The sequence below is a fragment of the Psychrobacter sp. C 20.9 genome (genome assembly GCF_001921765.1).
GTDB classification, from domain to species: Bacteria; Pseudomonadota; Gammaproteobacteria; order Pseudomonadales; family Moraxellaceae; genus Psychrobacter; species Psychrobacter piscatorii_B.
In genome coordinates this window covers 1-20,727 of sequence record NZ_MRYC01000023.1, presented here as the reverse complement: position 1 = coordinate 20,727, position 20,727 = coordinate 1, and the positions used below count along the sequence as shown (strand labels likewise).

Here is a 20,727-nt window from a genome sequence, read left to right as displayed (position 1 = left end):
CGAGTCTAACGCTGTAACACTTTAATAGTGGTTCGACTATAGATGAATATGTGATTGGTTATACGGTTAGATAGGTGAGTGCATGTCTGTTTACTGATACAATGGCTGCCATCCTTGTTGATAATTAGAATAATTCATAAACCATATTGGAGTTTTTATGAGCGTAGACAATCTATCTGTAGCATCGGCAACCTCATCAAAAAATGGCGTTGTCATCATTGGTGCAGGCTTGGCAGGCTGGCATGTGATTGATGCGATTCGTGCAAAAGATGCAGATATTCCGATTACCTTGATCACCTCCGATAGTGGCGATCGCTATCATAAGCCCATGCTGACCATGGCGATCAGCCAAAACAAGCGCGCATCAGACTTGGTACGGGCATCTGGTAGCGATGCGGCAAAAACCGCAGGCGTGACCTTGCTTGCCGATACACAGGTCACAGATATTGATACGGCCACCCAGCAGTTACAGCTTATCTCTGCTAATAGACCAGATCCAGCCCACACGGATTATGCGACGATCAGCTATGGTAAGTTGGTGCTGGCGATGGGTGCGCATCCTATTTTCCCCAAAAGCTTGCCAGAGGATTTGGTCTGGCATGTCAATCATATCAAGCAGTTCGGTCAGCTACAAGAAAAGCTGGCAACCGGTAGTCAGCACGTTGCCGTCGTTGGCGCTGGTATGGTCGGGACAGAAATCGCGGAAGACTTGCTAAAAGCAGGTCATCAAGTGACCTTGATTGATTTGAATGATGCGCCATTATCACAAATGCTACCAGCCAAAGCGACGGCACGTATTGCCAAAGCGATTGAGTCACAAGGCATTCAATTTTTGGGTGGTTATCAAGTGTCAGCCGTCACTCGTATTAATGACAGCAGCGACGCCGAAAAGCTAAAAGTAGACTACGCACCGCTTGCCTCAACTGAAGATAATGCAGATGTAGAGCAACCTGAGCCATTGATCGTAGACCATGTGATTGCCAGTACGGGTCTGACCGTTGATGAGCAATTACCAGCGGCAGCGGGCGTGGAGTTCGATCGTCGTACGGGTATTGTGGTTGATGAATCGACATTGCGCACCGACACTGCACACATCTATGCCATTGGTGATTGTATGTCGATCAATGGGGTTGCCTGTCGTTATGTGGCGCCATTACGCGCACAGGCTGCGACCATCGCTGATGATATCTTAGGGCACGAGCACAGCGGTTATGATCATAAACCACCAATGATTCGCCTAAAGAACAAAGCGATTTCGGTGATGGTAACGGGTGTGCCAAACGCGGTTGGGAATTGGCAAGTGAAGACGGAAAGCGATGATGAACTCATCATGGACTTGTTAGATGACACTGATGCAGTGAGCGCAACGGTGACAATCAAAGCGCCTGCCACTCCCAAAGCATCCTGATAGACTTGTTTAAAAAGCAAGTTTAAAAGATCACGTTACTGATTGAGCCAGCCCATTCCTTATGATGTGGCTGGCTTTTTTATTTCAAAAACCTGCCATGTTTTTGTGGTATCTTTTTTTAATCAAGGTCTTTAAATAACCAATTAAATGATACATACCGTATTGATATTGTTGACATGCTTTCATTTATAGCGTTATAGTAGCTGAATACTATATCAGACCGAATCAAGGAAGAAGGTTTGCTCGCCAGCGATTAATCAGCACTATCTATGAATACTATAAAAAGTAAAACGAAAGGACTCGTTATGACTCAAAATTCTAATTTCGATGCGACTCACGTTGATTTCGATGCTATTTTAGATAATATCCCTAGTATCAATATGGGCGCACGTTCAGTAAATGCGCCGCTCACCCAAAGCTATGATAAAGGTCCTGATGTGCCGCTGATTGAAGCGACAATCGGCGACTTTTTTGATGCCATTGTGTCCAAATATCCAGATCGTGAAGCGCTGGTCGTCTGTCATCAAAATATTCGCTGGACATATCGTGAGCTACAGCAGCAGGTCAATCAGCTAGCCAGTAGTATGATTGAAATGGGGCTTGAGATTGGCGATCGCATCGGGATTTGGTCACACAACAATGCTGAATGGTTGCTGATGCAATTGGCCACCGCAAAAGTCGGCGTTATCCTTGTCAATATCAACCCTGCCTACCGTACCTTTGAGCTGCAATATGCCTTGAACAAACTCGGCTGCTCGGCACTTGTGCTTATGCGCCATTTTAAAACCAGTGACTATGCCAGCCTGATTCGTGAGCTCTGTCCTGAGATTTATCACAAAGATTATACCCAGCTTGATTTGGTTGAGATTCCAACGATTGAACGTATCATTTGGATTGATGAGCCAGACTCTGATGAGGAGTTTGGTTTCATGCAAAAGTTCTCTGCATGGATGGCGGAAGGCGACGCCAACGATCCACGCGTGGCCGAGCGTCAAGCTAAGCTCAAAAATACTGATGCCATCAACGTGCAGTTCACTAGTGGCACGACAGGCACACCAAAAGGCGCGACGCTGAGCCATCGAAATATTCTTAATAACGGCTACTTCATTGGTGAGGCCATGAATCTCACGGAAGCTGACAGACTGTGCATTCCAGTACCGTTGTATCATTGCTTTGGCATGGTGCTTGGTAATCTCGCGATTCTCACGCACGGTGGTTGTATCGTCTATCCAAACGATGGCTTTGAGCCGTTGACGGTATTAAAAGCGGTTGAAGAAGAGAAATGTACAGGTCTACATGGTGTGCCGACGATGTTTATCGCCGAGCTTGACCATCCTGAATTTGAAAACTTTGATTTATCCAGTTTGCGTACAGGCATCATGGCAGGTTCCAGCTGTCCGATTGAGGTCATGCGCCGCGTCATCGACAAGATGCACATGAAGGAGGTCACCATTGCCTATGGTATGACAGAGACCAGTCCAGTCTCTTGCCAGACCAATGAGCACACCCCTCTTGAGAAGCAAGTCTCGACCGTAGGATTGGTACAGCCTGCACTTGAGGTAAAAGTGATCGACACTGAGACGGGCGAGATTGTGCCTATCGGGGAGACTGGCGAGCTACTCACGCGTGGTTATTCAGTGATGAAAGGCTATTGGGGTAGCCGTTTTAAAACGCGAGAAGCCATTCAAGATGGTTGGATGCACACGGGTGATTTGGCAACGATGGATGAAGACGGCTATGTGAAAATCGTCGGCCGGAGTAAAGACATGGTGATTCGCGGTGGTGAAAACATCTATCCAGTCGAGATCGAAAACTACCTTTATCGTCATCCAAAAATTCGCGATGTGCAAATCGTTGGGATACCCGACGAGCGTTATGGTGAAGTGCTGGCGGCGTGGATTATTCCTAAAGAGCCGGGCTGCTTGACGGAAGAGGAAGTCCGTGAATTCTGCAGCGAGCATATCGCTCATTATAAAGTGCCTGCTTACTATCGCTTTGTCACTGAGTATCCCATGACCATCACGGGCAAGATTCAAAAGTATAAAATCATTGAGCAAATGAAAGAAGAGTTGGGTTTGTCGTAAGCCTATTTATAAGCTCTAAAACACTAAAGATGAACTATGTGAGTCATACTTAAAAAATAGCAGTTGGCATCATTCATATAAAAGCTACTCGCATTTACGTATCTATGTATCAAAGAAAAAGGGATATCATGAGCGCTATCATAACCAGTAAACTGAGACCAAACTCAAGCGACTTTCAGCAAAACAGTGCGGCGATGCAAGCGATCGTCGATGACCTGTATGTACACTTGCGTAAAGTCGCCCAAGGCGGCTCAGAGCGCGCACGTGCCAAGCATCTAGCACGTGGCAAGCTACTACCACGCGAGCGAGTTGAGCGTTTGCTTGATGTGGGTACGCCGTTTTTGGAAGTAGCACCGATGGCCGCTCATGACATGTATGGCGAAGAGATTCCAGCGGCTGGCGTGATTGCTGGTATTGGTCGTATCAATGGTATTGAGTGTATGATTGTCTGTAATGATGCCACGGTAAAAGGCGGCACCTACTATCCAATGACGGTCAAAAAGCATTTGCGCGCTCAAGAAATTGCACAAGAAAATCATTTGCCGTGTGTTTATCTGGTGGATTCAGGCGGTGCTAACTTACCGAACCAAGATGATGTGTTTCCTGATAAAGAGCATTTTGGCCGTATCTTTTTTAATCAAGCCAACCTCAGTGCGGCAGGTATTCCGCAAATCGCGGTGGTCATGGGTAGCTGTACGGCTGGCGGTGCCTATGTGCCTGCCATGAGCGATGAGTCTATTATTGTCAAAGAGCAAGGCACCATCTTTTTGGGTGGGCCTCCACTGGTAAAAGCCGCAACAGGCGAAGAAGTGACCGCAGAGGATTTGGGCGGCGGCGATGTGCACACGCGGCTATCAGGCGTGGTCGATCACTTAGCACAAAACGATACTCATGCGTTATCAATCGCTCGTAATATCGTCAGTCATTTGAATCGTCCTGCCAAACACATTCCTAATCAAATTACGCCCAAGCCGCCACGTTATGACGCCAAAGAGCTGTACGGCGTGATTCCGACGGACAAGCGCAAGCCATTTGATATCAAAGAAATTATCGCCCGTATCGTTGATGACAGTGCGTTTGATGAATTCAAAGCGCGTTTTGGTACGACGCTGGTGTGTGGATTTGCTCATATCGAAGGGATGCCTGTGGGTATCATCGCTAATAACGGCATTCTATTTAGTGAGTCGGCGCAAAAAGGCACGCATTTCATCGAGCTGTGTTGTAAACGCAAAATTCCATTGGTATTTTTGCAGAATATCACAGGCTTTATGGTTGGGCGTAAATACGAAAACGAAGGCATTGCCCGCCACGGTGCCAAAATGGTGATGGCAGTTGCCAATGCCAAAGTACCGAAATTCACCGTCATCGTTGGTGGCTCGTTTGGCGCGGGTAACTACGGTATGTGTGGCCGTGCTTACAGTCCGCGTTTCTTATGGATGTGGCCAAATGCACGCATCTCTGTCATGGGCGGTGAGCAAGCAGCCTCGGTCTTGGCAACGGTCAAGCGTGATAACTTTGATCGCAAGGGTGAGGCGTGGAGTGACGAGGATGAAGCGGCATTTAAAGCGCCAATTCGTGAAATGTATGAAGCGCAAGGTCATCCCTATTATGCCACCGCGCGCATGTGGGACGATGGCGTGATTGATCCTGCTGATACCCGTCATGTATTGGCATTGGGACTGAGCGCTGCCTATAACGCACCGATTGAAGAGACGACGTTTGGTGTCTTTAGAATGTAATTTATATACACTCTCTATTGAAATATTATTAAGAATAAATTTGTTATGTCTAAATCTATTAAGGTTTTAACACTCCTGTTTATGGTAATTGGATATATTAATAGTGCTCATAGTGAGCTTGCTTTTGAGAAAACAAATAGCTATTCGGAAAACAACAGTATGATAAGTAACGACGAGTTGACAGAACAAGAGATCATCAATCTGAAGTTGGATGACATTCAAAAAAGAGTTGAATTTATTACTTCTTTATCAAAAGAAGAATTAGAGAATAATCTAGATGAGCTCGCTGCATGTCTTAATGCAATTCAGGAATTTTCTCTGTATTTACCTAAAAACTCAACAGTTCGTTCAGCGTCGGTTTATTTTGCTAGTGAGAATCTAAGAGGCTTAGCGTTTAATGTTGTACATTATTTATCGGATAAAGACTTAATTGACTATGAATTAAGTGCTACGGATATTTATGCGAATATAATTCTGAACTTTTTCAACACGAATTATGCTTTAGTTGGTGATGGCATGATTAAGTCAGCAATCATCCATGAAAAAACGAACGATAATGAAACTAGTAAGAGAATATATTCAGCAATCTTAAAAGATTTTATAGTTGTTATTGAAAGATTAGAGTCTTCTGAAGAAAAAATAGATCAAAATGATGAGTTGTTCTTTGCTTTATCTTCCTTGGAAACGGCTTGTAAAAGGTTGGTAGCGCTGAATCATCTAGATGGTGAGAATTCAAATGCAACTTCAGTTTTAAATCGTATTGAAGCGTTGCGTAAAAAGTAGTTTTAATATAATGGAATACTTATGAACAATTATAAAAGCCTGCTGGTCAGCGTTGAGCAGCACGTGGCGGCGGTGACATTGAACCGTCCTGAAATACGTAATGCTTTTAATGATGAGATGATTGCCGAGCTGACTGATGTATTTACCAAATTAGGTGCTAACGATGACGTACGTGTCATTGTATTAGCCGCTGCTGGTAAAGCATTTTGTGCGGGCGCTGATCTTAATTGGATGCGCGCCATGGCGGACTATAGCTATGAAGAAAATCTAGCGGATGCGGATAAATTGGCGCAAATGCTCAAGACGATTTATGAATGTCCCAAGCCGACGATTGCGGCAATCCAAGGCGATGTCTATGCAGGTGGTATGGGTCTCGTTGCCGTCTGTGATGTGGCCATCGCTGTCAAAATTGCCAATTTTTGCCTGAGCGAAGTGCGCTTGGGCTTGGCGCCTGCGACCATCAGTCCTTATGTCATCCGAGCGATGGGCGCTAGAGCTGCGCAGCGTTACTTCTTAAGTGCAGAGGTGTTTGATGCCAAAAAAGCACGTCAGCTTGGCTTTATTCACGAGCGCGTGAGCGAAGAGTGGCTGGATGATGAAGTGGCGGCATTCTGTAGCAAGGTCGTCAAGAACAGCCCCGATGCGGTCAAAACCTGCAAACAGCTATTACATGATATAGCAGGCGCGCCCATTACTGATGAGCTGATTGCTGATACGGTAAAAGGTATTGCGGATATTCGCTCATCAACACAAGGAAAGGAGGGCGTGCAAGCATTTTTGCAAAAGCGCAAGCCTGATTGGTTGACAGCAGACTAACGATAAACGAATAGATAAACGGACAAATAGACAAGACGTCAAATAATAACGACAAGATACAGGGATAGTTATGTTTTCTAAAATTCTAATTGCCAACCGTGGTGAAATTGCTTGCCGAGTGGCCGCGACTGCTAAGCGTCTGGGCGTCAGTACCGTCGCGGTGTATTCTGATGCCGATCGCAGTGCCAAGCACGTGGCGGTCTGTGATGAAGCGATCTATCTAGGCGGTTCGGCACCGAAAGACAGCTATCTCAAAGGCGATGCCATTATTGCCATCGCTAAGCAAACAGGTGCTGAGGCCATCCACCCAGGCTATGGGTTTTTGAGTGAAAACGCCGATTTTGCACAGGCCTGCCAAGAGGCTGGTTTGGTGTTTATCGGACCCTCTGCTGAGGCGATTCGCGCCATGGGCGGCAAATCTGAGTCCAAGCGCTTGATGGAGGCCGCTGGCGTGCCGCTGATACCCGGCTATCATGGTGACAATCAAGACGCCCAGTTTTTGCAGCAGCAAGCAGATGCTATTGGTTATCCAGTATTGATTAAAGCGAGTGCAGGCGGCGGCGGTAAAGGCATGCGTATCGTTGAGCAAAGCAGCGATTTTGTCGATCTATTAGACTCGTGCCGCCGTGAAGCAATTACCAGTTTTGGCAATGATCAAGTGTTGATCGAAAAATATGCGCTCAAACCACGTCATATCGAAATCCAAGTATTTGGCGATACGCATGGCAATTACGTGCATCTGTTTGAGCGTGATTGCTCCGTGCAGCGTCGCCATCAAAAAGTATTAGAAGAAGCGCCGGCACCGGGCGTAGATACCTCAATGCGTGAAGCGATGGGCACAGCCGCCATCGAAGCAGCACGTGCGGTTGATTACGTTGGGGCAGGCACGGTTGAGTTTATTGTGGAGCAGCGCGAAGGCACGATGAATTTCTATTTCATGGAGATGAACACGCGCTTGCAAGTTGAGCATCCAGTCAGCGAAGCCATTACTGGTGTGGATTTGGTCGAGTGGCAACTGTTGGTCGCTGCGGGTCAGCCATTGCCAAAATCGCAAGACGATTTGACGATCAATGGTCATGCGATCGAAGCGCGTATCTGTGCTGAAAACCCTGACAATAATTTTTTACCAGCGACAGGAACGTTGTTTACCTACCAGAAGCCTGAGCACAGCACCTTTGTCATTGATAAAAACGGCGCTGATGTGCGTATCGATGATGGCGTACGCGAGGGTGATGTCATCAGTCCCTTCTACGATTCTATGATTGCCAAGCTTATCGTCCACGCACCCACACGCGAGCAAGCGTTGGCGAGACTAGATCGAGCATTGGCGCAGACGCGTATTGTGGGTCTACCAAATAATGTGGCATTTTTGCGTTATATCTTAAATACCGACTCATTTAGCAACGCCAATCTTGATACGGCATTGATAGAGCGTGAGCAGGACAAGCTGTTTGATCAGCATCCGCTTGGATTATCGACGCTTGTGGTGACGGCTATTACGCAGCAGCTTGCGAGCGAAGCCGTATTACAAAAGATAGACAACGACCCCTTTAGTAAGCCGACAGGGTTCCGTGCTTATAGCGATTACACTCGCTCATTTAGCCTCATTTATAATGAGCAGTCATATATTGCTCGTATCAGCAATTGGCACAATGTGAGTTGCTTTGACAATAAAAAAGGTAGCGAGAATCTCAGTAGCTTTGCGCTTGTCATTGGTAAAGAAGTCGCGAATACGCAGGATGATAGCAATATCAATGTCGCAGCTCAGACTGAAACGGTTTATGAAGGGCAAGTCAGCTATGATAGCAGTGATGCGCACAATCATACCTTATGGTTAGAGGGTGCACGTATCAGTGCGCAGAGCTGGGTTAATAATGAGACAGTTTATGTGTTCACAGATAGCGGACGCGATGAGATTACCCTGATTGATGTGATGGCGCATGTGGGTGAGGATACCGCAGCGGTTGGTAGCTTAAAATCACCGATGCCAGGTCAAGTCGTTGCATTCAAAGTAGCTGTTGGCGATACTGTGAAAAAAGGCGAACCACTTGCGGTCATTGAGGCCATGAAAATTGAACATACCATTACCGCGCCAACAGATGGTGTGGTGGCAGAGTTGTTATTTGCTGCAGGTGCTTCGGTTGCTGATGGTGATGAGTTACTGCGCATCGATAGTGAAGAGAGTCAGTAAAAAGGATTATAAAAATGAATATTCCGTATCCAGACCATTCGTATCCAAGCCATGTCACCATCGTCGATGTCAGTCCGCGTGATGGATTGCAAAACGAATCCATGACGGTACCGACTGAGGTTAAGCAAACGCTTATCAATGATTTAATTGACGCAGGGATTAAAAAACTGGAGGCGACCAGTTTTGTCTCGCCAAAGTGGGTGCCACAAATGGGCGATAATAGCGCGCTACTTGAAGCACTTGAGAAGAAACGTCAGACAGATATTTGTTACTCAGTCCTAGTGCCCAATATGCGCGGCTTTGAAAATGCCGTCTTGCATCGTCCTGATGAAATCGTTATTTTTGGCTCAGCCAGTGAAACTTTTAGTCAGAAAAATATTAATTGTAGTATTGATGAAAGCATTGAGCGTTTCGCGCCCGTTGCCGCTGCGGCAAAAGCGCAAGGTATCAAAGTACGCGGCGTTATCTCTTGTACCGTTGGTTGTCCTTATGAAGGCGAGATTGACCCTAGCCAAGTCGCTTATGTCACCAAGCGGTTGATTGAGATTGGTTCAGAGCAGATTGGCATTGCTGATACCATTGGTGTGGGTACACCCCTCAAAGTGCAGCGCGCCCTACAAGCAGCCCTTGAGTATGCTGATATTGCCATGTTATCAGGTCACTTTCATGATACTTACGGTCAAGCACTCAGCAATACCTTAGCCGCGCTACAAATGGGGGTCAGCGAATTTGATACCTCGGTGGCGGGCCTCGGTGGTTGTCCGTATGCCAAAGGCGCAACGGGCAATGTCGCGACCGAAGATGTGGTATATATGCTGCATGGCATGGGTATCAGCACGGGTATCGATTTGGAAAAATTGGTCGTGGCAGGCGAGCGTATTAGTGGGTTTTTAAAGCGTCCAAATGGCTCAAATGTGGCACGGGCTTTGATTAATAAACGTCAGTCTTAATTATAATTATACCTATCATAAAAGGAATACAGTGCTGCTAGGATAAATTTTCGTCGCCTCTGTCTGCGAAGGCACAGCAAGCAAGAAAAATTATCCTAGCAGTACATCATGATAAAGGTACTTCTCTGATTAGAATCGCTTATAAACTAGGCAAAATAAAACGTAAATTTTCAAAAATAAAACCTCAAAAAACAAGGAATGGTTATGAGTTTACCCGGATTGAATTTTCAGCTTGGCGAAGATATTGACGCGCTACGTGATGTCGTACAGCAGTTTGCGGCCAATGAGATTGCCCCGCGTGCAGCAGAGATTGACAGTAGCGATGAATTCCCTATGGATCTGTGGCAAAAAATGGGCGATTTGGGTTTACATGGCATTACCGTTCCTGAAGAGTACGGCGGCTCCAACATGGGCTATGTCGCTCATATGGTGGCGATGGAAGAGATTAGCCGAGCATCGGCATCGGTGGCGCTTAGCTATGGTGCGCATTCTAATTTGTGCATTAACCAAATCAAACGCAACGGCTCTGAAGCACAAAAGCAGAAATATCTGCCAAAGCTCATCAGTGGTGAATTCATTGGATCATTGGCAATGAGTGAGACAGGCGCTGGCTCAGATGTCGTCAGCATGAAGCTCAAAGCCGAAGAAAAAGACGGCAATTACATCTTGAACGGTAGCAAAATGTGGATCACCAATGGTCCTGATGCGGATGTGATGGTGGTCTATGCCAAGACCAGTCCTGAGATGGGTGCCAAAGGCATGACTGCCTTTATCGTAGAAAAAGGTATGGAAGGGTTTGGTACCGCGCAAAAGCTCGACAAGCTTGGCATGCGCGGTAGCCATACGGGTGAGATGACTTTTAACAATGTCACCGTACCAAGTGAAAATATCTTGGGCGGTCTCAATGAAGGCGTTAAGGTACTCATGAGTGGCCTAGATTATGAGCGTGCCGTCTTGGCGGCAGGGCCTATCGGTATCATGCAGGCGGTGATGGACAATGTCGTCCCTTATATCCATGAGCGCAAGCAGTTTGGTCAAGCAATTGGTGAGTTTCAGCTTATCCAAAGCAAAGTGGCTGATATGTATACTATTTTGCAGGCAGGTCGTAGCTTCTTATACACCGTGGGTAAAAACCTCGATATGTTGGACGCGGGCGGCGCTGGTCATAGTCGAGAAGTGCGAAAAGACTGTGCAAGCGTGATTCTATGGTGCGCCGAAAAAGCCACATGGATGGCAGGTGAGGGCATTCAGATATTTGGCGGTAATGGGTATACCAACGAGTATCCACTCGGTCGCTACTGGCGCGATGCTAAGCTGTATGAGATTGGCGCAGGTACTAGCGAGATTCGTCGTATGCTGGTCGGTCGTGAGCTGTTTAACGAGACCAAATAAAAAAGGGTTAGGGCAGTAGCTAGCAAAGCTTTGACCTTATAAAAGAGAAAAGTATCTAATAAAAAAGCAGCACGCTTTAAACGTGCTGCTTTTTTTGTCAGTGTGACAGTATGATATTGGCTTATCTATGATGGATTATGGCTTATTACGATAATCAAAATACCGTGCCAGACCATTTAATAATAAATCATCGCGCAAGCGTACGGGGCGATTGACATGCTGAGAGATAGTGGCTGCATCGCCGCCTGTCATGATCACTTCAAAGTTTGGGTGACGACGGCTAATCTCATTAACCGCACCAACGATAGAGAGCAAGATACCGCGGTGCACCGCATCTTGGGTGGTCATGCCTTGGCTAACACTATCAAATGTACCGTTAGAGATAGTGATTTGTTTGGTTCCAGAAAACAGAGACTCGCGTTGTAAGTAGATACTGGGGAAGATATAACCACCCAAATGCTCAGCGTGATCAATCAAGTCAATCGTCACCGCCGTACCGCAGCCGATCACGCATTGGCGTTTTTTCTTATCGACGGCGCCGAGCATCTGTAGCCAGCGGTCACAGCCGAGCTGCTGGTCATTATAAGCACTTTTCATAAGCGCATGCGCGGCATCAACATGGACAAACTCAAATGGAATGTTCAAACGACTCAGTGTCTCTGATACTTGGGCATTTAGCGCATCGCCCAGTACGGATGAGATACCAATAAAATCGGGCGCATAACGCTCAAAGCGGTCAGTCAGACCCATGAGTAATTCAGCGGGTGCTTGCAGATGCTGCTTGGCATCATGTGAGACTATCTGCCCGATATCGTCGGTCAGCCAGTATTTTAGGCGGGTATTGCCAAGATCAAGCCAGAGCATAAAAATCCCTTTATATAGCGCTCGTTAATGATGGTGCTCGTCAGTTTGGTGGTTAAGCCTAATAAATAACGTCAATACGTCCAGTAAAAAGCGTAGAAATCTTACCGTTATCTTGCTGTAATTGCAAACACCCATGAGTATCGACACCGCAAGCGACTCCCGTCATGACTTTTTTCTCATTATTATAGTCTTGGGTAACACGTAAACGCAGACCGGCTAGCGCATCCATCGCTGCAAACTGCTGCAAAAATCCATCTAAATAGTACGTATGACCTGTTGGTTTTTCTATACCCAAATGCTCAAAGCGGGTCATCGCCGCCATCAGTGCTTTGCTCATCTGCTGATACAGCGTTTGTAGGTCTGGCAGGCTCGTGGTAGATGCCACTTCTGGATGTAGCAACTCATGGATGTCCTGTAAGCTGATCGCCTGATAACTCATCCCCTCAGAGGTTTGCGCGGTGAGCGTTGGCGCAGCTTTTACATTCAACCCAATGCCTAGTACCACACCAACCAGCTTGCCAGATTTGGTCACGGGTTCTATTAAGATGCCAGCGAGCTTTTGAAAGGGCAATGTGCGCTGAAGTGAGATGGCGCTGTCTAAAGCTGAACCATCGGGTGCAGAGTGCGCCAATTCAGAATGATGATTGGCTTGACTCTGATAAAACCCTAAGTCATTTGCCCATTTCACCCCAATTGGCGTCAGACCTTGCGCTTGTAGTTGCTGATTTACGGTTTGGATAACAGGCATTTTTGCCAGCTCAAGGCCAATAATTAAAGACAATAAACCACTAACTGGCATATGCACCGGATGGTACAACGACAGGTAGACATTGCCGCGCGGCGACTGCCACGAGCGCCCATGTTGTCCACGTCCAGCGCTTTGGGTTTCTGCGGTCAAGACGTGTACGGCTGCGATATCTAACGACCCATCTTGCAACGCTTCGATCAGCTCGCTATTGGTTGAGGCGCTACTGGCAACGTGGCGGTGGTTAAGCTCGGATAAAGCGGGAGAAGAATTGGTGAGTGGTGGCATAAGTTTAATCGATGTGGTTAAGGGAAACTTTGATATACTAAGCGGTTACCAAAGACAGCATAAAGGTCACGTTGAGATTTGGCAAATACAGTTAAGTGCGCTAAGAAACCAGTAGGTAGGCAATAAAATTAATACTAGGCCAGTATTATAAAAGGTTTGTTCTATGATGTTATATGTGTGGTTTGTGATTGCAGGGGCATTTGCAGGTGTCAGTGCAGGCTTGTTTGGCGTGGGCGGCGGCATGATTATCGTCCCCGCCCTGGTCTGGATTTTTACCGCGTACGACTTTTCGCCAGAGGTGGTGACACACCTAGCTATTGGTACGTCTCTTGCGACCATTGTTGTGACCTCGATCAGCTCACTGACGGCTCACAATAAACGCGGCGGTGTCCGCTGGGAAGTGTGGCGCAAGATGGCGCTTGGTTTGGTTATCGGAAGTTTGGTCGGCGCTGGTATCGCAGATATGATTGATGGTCAGGCGCTACAAGCCATCATTGGGGTCGGTGCGCTATTGGTTGCGCTAAAAATGCTGTTCTTTTCTAACAAAGAGCAAGTGGGTAAGCCGTTGCCGCCTGCTGGGGTGCAGTTTGGCGCAGGTACGGGCATTGGTATGGCGTCGTCTATCTTCGGTATTGGCGGTGGTAGTTTGACCGTACCGTTTTTGAACTGGGCGGGACTGCCGATGAAGCAATCGGTCGGTACGTCAGCGGCGTGCGGTCTACCCATTGCCTTAGCTGGCGCGGCTGGGTTTGCCTGGTTTGGTCAAGATGTGGTTAATCTGCCCGAGGGCACCATCGGGTTTGTCCACGTCACCGGATTCTTATTTATTTCGGCGGCGAGCTTTGCAATGGCAAAAGTGGGTGCCAAACTCGCTCATGTATTGCCTGCCTTGATGCTCAAGCGCGCGTTTGGCGTATTATTGATATTTGCAGGAGGGCAGTTGTTATTAAGTGGATTGGGTGTGTTGTAATCACGGCACATCTTTGTTGTAAAAAATGTAAACCATGAGACATTCTTAGTATGAAAGCAGCAGAAAAATATCGCCGTGTCTTTGGCTCGGTGAGTCACTTGAAAGATCAGCTATCATGGACGACTGGTCTTACCAATATGGTAGAGTTTTTGGCGTGGGAGCCAAAGCAAATTCTTGGAATTACCAAAAAGCAATATGTACGCCAAATCATCGAATGGGCAATCGATCCAGAGCTAGCAGGAAAAAATCTGGAAGAGGTCGAACACGCCGTCATCAAAAAGCTCACTGCAAAGATGCATGAGTCTGAGCAGCTAGAGACCTATTCAACACAAAGGGTCGGTATCTGTCATCCGAGAGAAGCCACCCGCCGTGTCATGTTTTTTTCTGAAGAGTATCTCAACAAAGAGTTCGATATCTTTTTGAGTTTATGTAGCGATGTCTACTTAGACTCATTTTATCAGCAATTCATCGCCTTTGAGCCAAATGGATCATGGTCAACCCATGGCAACAGCGGATTGTTTGAGGCCAGCACCGAGCTAAAAGCGATGTATATGGACAACTTGGCCTACAACCATCAGGCGAATGTGCTGGTCGCCAATGAATTGAAATTTAATGGTCGAAAAAACCCAGATCAGCTGCTCAAGTACTGCGTGATGTATGAGCATTTACTTGATAAAGGCTTTATTGATAAAGGCGCAAAGTTTTTGTTGTTGTTCATCGGTGGCAGTGAGCTAGAGCACAATAAGCAGCGCTTAGCCGACCGAGAGCTGGCACTGTGTCACAAAAGACCCAAGAAGTATCAGCATCTATTAAGACCAGAGCTGTTAGAAATCGTCGATCATCTACAAGTGGCCAGTATCACGTGGTCGGCATTGATTGAGTTCAATCAGCGCTACTTGGCAGAAAACAACGTCAGCCAAGTCGAGCAAAAACTGCTACATGGGTTTCATCAGAGCCTGAAGGCAAAATCGTTTATGCACTTAGACGTTTAACCCTAAAAACTCACGACAATTTCAGGTAGAATAGCCGCCTGTTTTCGCCATATCAACTGACTATTCATGCGTTTAAAATCCTTAAAGCTGGCAGGTTTCAAATCTTTTGCCAATCCAACGACCTTTACCTTTCGTCATGGTATCACCGCCATCGTCGGGCCAAACGGCTGCGGCAAATCCAATGTGATTGATGCCATACGCTGGGTGCTGGGTGAGACCTCCGCCAAGCAGCTGCGCGGCGGTGCGATGAGTGATGTCATCTTTGCCGGTACGCAGGATAAAACGGCCAAGAGCGTTGCCAGCGTTGAGCTGACCTTTGAGCATACCCAAGATGAGCAAACGGGTATTCGCCATGAGCTTAACTTGTACCAAGAGCTGTCCGTTCGCCGTCAGGTAAATAAAGACGGCCGCTCAGATTACTTTATCAATGGTACGCGCTGTCGTCGCCGCGATGTGGTCGATGTGTTCTTGGGAACAGGGTTGGGTGCGCGTAGTTATGCGGTCATTGAGCAAGGCATGATTGGGCGGATTGTTGAGTCAAGTCCTTTGCAATTGCGCGAGTTTATCGAAGAAGCGGCTGGGGTGTCGCGCTATCAGGCGCGCCGCGAAGAGACACAAAAAAAGCTTGAAAAGACAAGAGACAATCTGGCGCGTCTGCACGATATGCAAAGCGAGCTGCTCCGCCAACAAAAGGCACTGTCCAAACAGGCAGCGAGCGCGCAGCGTCACGAAGAAACCTCTCTAAGCTTGGCTGATATTGAGCAGCAGCTTGCCATTCAGCAGCTCTATCAGGCCAAGCAGCAGCATCAGCAGCAAAAAATCATACATGAGCGCAGTACGGCTGAAGTGTCAACATTGCAAGCGGATTATGACACGCTAAAGGCAAAGCAAGATAAGCTCACCGCTCGTATTAACCAAGAGCAATGGCTCAAAGATGATGCCCAAAGCGCGCATTACGAGCAGCAGCTGGGCTACCAAAACGCTGAGCATCAATTAGGTGATGTCACCTCACAACTAATGGCGATAGAGCAGCAACTGTCTTACTTGGCGCAGCAGCGCCAGCAATCACTCGCTGATATCGAGCGGCTTAACACTGAACAAGCTGAGCAGCAGCAAGCATTAGAGAGGTTACGCCCACAGCTCGCTGAGCTGACTCACAAGCGCGACAATTATAAGCGTAATGAGCAACCATTGCAGCGCGCGTGGCATGATGCGCAAAACCAGCTATCACGCTTGCAAGACAAGGCTCGGACGCTTGAGCAGCAGCAGGCGATTAATACTCAAGCACAAAAGCGTCACCAGCAAAGCGATGATAAGTGGCAACGCCGCGAGCAAAATTGGCAAAACCTCTGGCAGCAATTGCAGCAGTCTATAGCGCCATCTGATAATACTAATGCTGTTAGTGCCAGTGCTGATGCAAGTCAGGCAGCGGATAAGCACGACCTAAGTCAAGCGCTAGCGCAGCAAGTCACTGAACTGAGCACAACGCTACAGCAGATTGAGCGTCAACGAGAGGGTGTGGATGAACGTCTGTCTGAGATACAGCCGCAAGCGCATCATTTGCAGCAGCGACTGAACACGCAGCAACGCGAGCTGAGCGATGATGAAAAACGTCATGCGCTGCTGGCAGGTGAATACGACACTTTGCATCAGATATTGCACCCTAAGCCTATAACAAACTCTCAAAACAAAGCAGCTGTAACAAATAACACCGATAGTGGCGCTGTAAATACGCAGCAATTGGCCATTGCCACGCTGCGAGAGCAGATTGAACTGAGTGCGACAGGGCAAGCGCACGCACAGCTACTCGATAGTGTTTTAGCGTTATGGATAGATAGCCATGTATTAATTGCAAGCCACACCAATTCAGCACGTGCTGATCATATGAATGATGCGGATCAAAAAGCCAATAGTTTGAGTTTGTGGCAAGTACTTGAACATGACATTACTGATTTACTGACTTATCAAACCGTACAAAACACCTCAGCCAGTACAGAAGAAAAAACACTAGCAACGGGTCATAGCCTATGGTTGCCTGCGAAGCAAAATAAAACCAGAGACAGTGCCTTTATCAGCGACTTACCAGAGAGCTTAACTGATAAAGTGTTGCCATTATCACAGCTGATTGCGCAGCCTGCGCTTGCGCTATGGCAGCAGTGTTATCTATACACAGCGCAGTTTGAGTCTACTAGTGAGCATGATATTAACGTGTTTGCCGATGTCTTAAAGTCATTACCGTCATCAGCACTTCTACTGACTGCTGATGGTTGGGTCATTAGTTGTCAAGGCACGCTTAATTTGAGTAAGCTTGCGGGCGCGCAAGACGATCAAAGCGAGGGCAGCAGTCAGTTTCTCACCCAGCGTTTGGCGCAGCGCACGCGTTTGCAAACGCTAGAGGACCTGCTCGGTGAGCTAGAGTTGAGCATCGACAATCAGCAAAAATCCATCGCAAAACACCAGCGTGACTATGACGCATTGATGGTCAGTCTAGAAGAAACGCGCGCCCAAGCTGAGCAATTAACCCGTGATAAGCATAAATACCAGCAGCAACTGACGACCGAGCGAGCCAACGCTGAGCGCTTGCAAGCGGATAGCCAACGCCTAAACGCTGATAAAGTAGCGCTTGAGCAAGAAAAGCAAGAGCTTGCGCATGAGGCGCAGATACTTATTCATGAGCAGCAGCATATCGAACGCGAGATCGCCACAGTCACGCCGCAAATAGTAGAGGCACGAGTGACCAATCAGCAATTACAATCTGAGCGCAGCGAGCTACACCGCGCGCGTCAAGCCGATGATGAGGCTTGGCAGGCACTGCAGCTACGTATTCAGCAGTATGAGATGCGCCTAGAGCATCGTGTGAGCAGTCTGGCGCGTGCAACCGAGCAATATGATAAGTCATTAGAGAATCAGCAGAGTCTACAGGCGCGTCACAAGCAGCAGCAAGCTAAACTGCCCGAGCTGCAAGCCGCACTGCATAGCGCACAGACAACGCGCGATGAGCAGCAAGCGTTATTGAGCGAGCGTGATAGCGCGCTCACAGCGCTAAAGCAAACGTATGCTGAGCAGCAGACGGTATTTGATACGTTGCAAAATACCTTGCAAAAGCAGCAAAGCGAACTTGCACAGCATGCAACTGAGTTAGCATTAAGTGCCGCGCGTTTGGAGGATGCAAGTAGACATACCCAAAGCGCTCTAGATGCTTATACTCGAGTAAGTGAGAAATATAATGCGGCATCAGAGCATACGCAACAAACCATGAGTGTCTCAAACTTGCTGGCAGATTTTATCGCTCATGATCGCCGTGTGCGCCCAGACAAAATCGCTGAGCTTGCGTCCGAACGTGCCAAGCTGACCCAGCAATTAAGTAAGATTGGCGCTGTCAATCTTGCTGCTGTCGCGGAGTTGGCCGAGGTCAATGAGCGCTTGGAGCCACTCGAACAGCAGACCACCGATATCGCCGCCAGTATGCAAACGTTGACTGAAGCGATTGCTTCGATCGATGAGACGACCAAGACGCTATTTATGCAGACGCTCGATGCGGTCAATAATGAGCTGGCCAATTTGTTTGCTAAAGTGTTTGGCGGCGGGCAAGCCAGTCTGACACTGAACACAGACGAGATGCCAGCCAATACGCCAAAGTCGGAGCAATGGCGGGCAGGGCTTACCTTGATGGCGCAGCCAAAGGGCAAGCGCAATAGTCGCTTAGCCGTACTCTCGGGCGGTGAAAAAACGCTGACTGCGCTTAGCCTGATTTTTGCAATATTTAAGCAGCATCCTGCGCCGTTTTGTGTGCTTGATGAAGTCGATGCGCCACTCGATGATGCCAATGTCGCGCGTTTTACTAGCCTGATTCATGAGCTGGCAGATGATTTGCAGTTTATCTTTATCAGTCATAATAAACTGACGATGCAGATTGCCGATGAGCTAAAAGGCATCACCATGCCAAGCGCAGGTATTTCTACCCTAGTCAGTGTGTCGCTCGATGAAGCCGCGCGTTATGTAGAGAGCTAAGACTAAAAAAGCCAAAATTAAAAGCGCTATGAGAATCAAAGCGATGCAAATATAATCAATCCATCGGCATAAATACAAATATGCTTGACCTCAGTCCAGCATACTGGTTATAAAGTACACAATGTGGTGACGACATGGGTCAGCCATGCTAGAATATTGCCATTTATGCTCGTTTGTGTATTCCCTTTTGTTATATATACTAGGATGTATTTATCATGACCGCTATTCAGTTTGTATTGATTGCCATTGCCGCGTTTATCGTGCTCGCAGGGCTGTTTATGGTCATTCGCAGTTTTAAGCGCCGTAATGGTGCTGAAGCTGCTGCGGTCAATTATGATAAAAACGGTATTCCCATCATACCGCGTCATGAGCGCAATATCGTTGATCAGCCAGACTTTGATGATACGGTTGCTGGCGAGACGAGCATTGGCCCTGACCGCACTTATCTGAATGCTGTCGTTGAAGAAGAGCCATTGACGCAGACTCATACCAGTGTCGATGCCCAGCTGACTGCTGAGCGTGACACTATGGCGGATGAAGGTCACGACGTCGTCGACAATGAGGACTATGCGCGCTGGCAAGAAGAGCAACGTCGCGCTGATAATGCTGAGTTTGCAGAAGCGGCTGAGCAGATGCATATCGAGCAAGAGCCTGATGCATTCTCTAGCCTCATGTCAGCAACAGATAGCCTGATGCCATCGATTGATACCGCAGAAGAGCCAAGCTTTGACAACAACAGTCCGATACTCGATCAGCATCTATCAGAGTCAGGCGATGACGCGCAAAACGGTCCCTTGATCAATGCCAAAGACAACATTAATATCACCATCTTGCCGCACCAATATCGCGATCGTCCAACCGCGATTATCCGTGGTCATGATCTGCTAGCATTGATTGATAAATATGGTCTACGCTATGGCGCGATGAATATGTTCCATCGCTATGAGCAAAAAGACGGCACGGGTATGCTGTGGTTTAGCATGATGGGTATCACCGACAGTGGTATCGCGCCCTTTGATCCGCATAGTGTCGCGACCAACACGTATAACGGCATCGTTATGTTTTTATCATTGCCACATCCACAAGCCGTGCGCAGCTTCGATAGCATGATGAGCATTGCTTATATGATGGCAAGCGATCTTGACGCGATTATGCTCGATGAAGAGAACCAACCAATCACGCCTGAATACAAGCAGCAGCTACGTAACCAAGTTCGTGACTATGAAGGCTAAAAGCTTAAAGGCGAATAGCTCGAAGGCTAAGTAAATCAACTGCTATAAACAATTATAGAGTTTTAAAAAGGGCAAATAGCGATTCACGTTATTTGCCTTTTTTAATGGGCTATAGTTTCTGCAAAATATTAGGGCGTGTTGAACATTCGACCATGGCACTGACAGCGACTATTTTTTAGGCGATTCGATGTTAAAAATAATAAGTTTAGTCACTCTAAGCGCTTATTTTTAACGATGAAGCGGCAAAAAAGAGTCCTGTCCC

General features: G+C 47.4%; 14 protein-coding genes. 12 read left to right on the top strand and 2 right to left on the bottom strand.

Features of this window, described 5'->3' with window-relative positions; all coding sequences use genetic code 11:
- The first annotated feature begins 157 nt into the window (after positions 1–157).
- The 8 genes from BTW00_RS12625 to BTW00_RS12590 all read left to right on the top strand — a co-directional run bounded on the left by BTW00_RS12625 (position 158) and on the right by BTW00_RS12590 (position 11,363).
- On the top strand, positions 158–1,408 hold the full coding sequence (locus tag BTW00_RS12625) for an FAD-dependent oxidoreductase (RefSeq protein ID WP_075107706.1): 1,251 nt from the start codon (positions 158–160) through the stop codon (positions 1,406–1,408).
- A gap of 305 nt (positions 1,409–1,713) precedes the next feature.
- Complete coding sequence (locus BTW00_RS12620; protein WP_075107705.1) at positions 1,714–3,492, top strand: AMP-binding protein; 1,779 nt, start codon at positions 1,714–1,716, stop codon at positions 3,490–3,492.
- Positions 3,493–3,620: 128 nt separating this feature from the next.
- Entirely contained in the window at positions 3,621–5,231 is a 1,611-nt protein-coding gene (locus BTW00_RS12615) for a carboxyl transferase domain-containing protein (protein ID WP_075107704.1), read from the top strand.
- Between the two features lie 45 nt (positions 5,232–5,276).
- Entirely contained in the window at positions 5,277–6,014 is a 738-nt protein-coding gene (locus tag BTW00_RS12610; RefSeq protein ID WP_075107703.1) for a hypothetical protein, read from the top strand.
- A gap of 21 nt (positions 6,015–6,035) precedes the next feature.
- Positions 6,036–6,830: an enoyl-CoA hydratase/isomerase family protein gene (locus BTW00_RS12605; protein WP_075107702.1), complete on the top strand. Its 795-nt coding sequence runs from the start codon at positions 6,036–6,038 to the stop codon at positions 6,828–6,830.
- Positions 6,831–6,900: 70 nt separating this feature from the next.
- Positions 6,901–9,021: an acetyl/propionyl/methylcrotonyl-CoA carboxylase subunit alpha gene (locus BTW00_RS12600; RefSeq protein ID WP_075107701.1), complete on the top strand. Its 2,121-nt coding sequence runs from the start codon at positions 6,901–6,903 to the stop codon at positions 9,019–9,021.
- Positions 9,022–9,035: 14 nt separating this feature from the next.
- Complete coding sequence (locus BTW00_RS12595; RefSeq protein WP_075107700.1) at positions 9,036–9,971, top strand: hydroxymethylglutaryl-CoA lyase; 936 nt, start codon at positions 9,036–9,038, stop codon at positions 9,969–9,971.
- 204 nt (positions 9,972–10,175) lie between these two features.
- Positions 10,176–11,363 (top strand): isovaleryl-CoA dehydrogenase, encoded by a 1,188-nt coding sequence (locus BTW00_RS12590; RefSeq protein ID WP_075107699.1) that lies wholly within the window; start codon positions 10,176–10,178, stop codon positions 11,361–11,363.
- Between the two features lie 135 nt (positions 11,364–11,498).
- On the opposite strand, the gene BTW00_RS12585 is transcribed toward BTW00_RS12590, so the two are convergent.
- Entirely contained in the window at positions 11,499–12,227 is a 729-nt protein-coding gene (locus BTW00_RS12585) for a pantothenate kinase (protein ID WP_075107698.1), read from the bottom strand.
- 58 nt (positions 12,228–12,285) lie between these two features.
- Positions 12,286–13,260, bottom strand: coding sequence for a biotin--[acetyl-CoA-carboxylase] ligase (locus tag BTW00_RS12580; protein WP_075107697.1), 975 nt, complete (start codon positions 13,258–13,260; stop codon positions 12,286–12,288).
- A 166-nt stretch (positions 13,261–13,426) separates the two neighbouring features.
- Between BTW00_RS12580 and BTW00_RS12575 the strand changes: the two genes are divergently transcribed.
- From BTW00_RS12575 to BTW00_RS12560, 4 genes are all read left to right on the top strand, one after another.
- A complete protein-coding gene (locus tag BTW00_RS12575; protein ID WP_075107724.1) occupies positions 13,427–14,230 on the top strand; it encodes a sulfite exporter TauE/SafE family protein in 804 nt (267 codons plus the stop codon).
- A 50-nt stretch (positions 14,231–14,280) separates the two neighbouring features.
- A complete protein-coding gene (locus BTW00_RS12570; protein WP_075107696.1) occupies positions 14,281–15,222 on the top strand; it encodes a hypothetical protein in 942 nt (313 codons plus the stop codon).
- 66 nt (positions 15,223–15,288) lie between these two features.
- Entirely contained in the window at positions 15,289–19,233 is a 3,945-nt protein-coding gene (locus tag BTW00_RS12565) for an AAA family ATPase (RefSeq protein WP_075107695.1), read from the top strand.
- A gap of 215 nt (positions 19,234–19,448) precedes the next feature.
- A complete protein-coding gene (locus BTW00_RS12560) occupies positions 19,449–20,465 on the top strand; it encodes a cell division protein ZipA C-terminal FtsZ-binding domain-containing protein (protein WP_075107694.1) in 1,017 nt (338 codons plus the stop codon).
- Positions 20,466–20,727: the final 262 nt, after the last annotated feature.

What these genes read in the sequence shown, in the direction of transcription:
- BTW00_RS12625 (WP_075107706.1), top strand. Translation starts at nt 158, where the DNA reads ATGAGCGTAGACAATCTATCTGTAGCATCGGCAACCTCATCAAAAAAT.
- BTW00_RS12620 (WP_075107705.1), top strand. Translation starts at nt 1,714, where the DNA reads ATGACTCAAAATTCTAATTTCGATGCGACTCACGTTGATTTCGATGCT.
- BTW00_RS12615 (WP_075107704.1), top strand. Translation starts at nt 3,621, where the DNA reads ATGAGCGCTATCATAACCAGTAAACTGAGACCAAACTCAAGCGACTTT.
- BTW00_RS12610 (WP_075107703.1), top strand. Translation starts at nt 5,277, where the DNA reads ATGTCTAAATCTATTAAGGTTTTAACACTCCTGTTTATGGTAATTGGA.
- BTW00_RS12605 (WP_075107702.1), top strand. Translation starts at nt 6,036, where the DNA reads ATGAACAATTATAAAAGCCTGCTGGTCAGCGTTGAGCAGCACGTGGCG.
- BTW00_RS12600 (WP_075107701.1), top strand. Translation starts at nt 6,901, where the DNA reads ATGTTTTCTAAAATTCTAATTGCCAACCGTGGTGAAATTGCTTGCCGA.
- BTW00_RS12595 (WP_075107700.1), top strand. Translation starts at nt 9,036, where the DNA reads ATGAATATTCCGTATCCAGACCATTCGTATCCAAGCCATGTCACCATC.
- BTW00_RS12590 (WP_075107699.1), top strand. Translation starts at nt 10,176, where the DNA reads ATGAGTTTACCCGGATTGAATTTTCAGCTTGGCGAAGATATTGACGCG.
- BTW00_RS12585 (WP_075107698.1), bottom strand. Translation starts at nt 12,227, where the DNA reads ATGCTCTGGCTTGATCTTGGCAATACCCGCCTAAAATACTGGCTGACC.
- BTW00_RS12580 (WP_075107697.1), bottom strand. Translation starts at nt 13,260, where the DNA reads ATGCCACCACTCACCAATTCTTCTCCCGCTTTATCCGAGCTTAACCAC.
- BTW00_RS12575 (WP_075107724.1), top strand. Translation starts at nt 13,427, where the DNA reads ATGTTATATGTGTGGTTTGTGATTGCAGGGGCATTTGCAGGTGTCAGT.
- BTW00_RS12570 (WP_075107696.1), top strand. Translation starts at nt 14,281, where the DNA reads ATGAAAGCAGCAGAAAAATATCGCCGTGTCTTTGGCTCGGTGAGTCAC.
- BTW00_RS12565 (WP_075107695.1), top strand. Translation starts at nt 15,289, where the DNA reads ATGCGTTTAAAATCCTTAAAGCTGGCAGGTTTCAAATCTTTTGCCAAT.
- BTW00_RS12560 (WP_075107694.1), top strand. Translation starts at nt 19,449, where the DNA reads ATGACCGCTATTCAGTTTGTATTGATTGCCATTGCCGCGTTTATCGTG.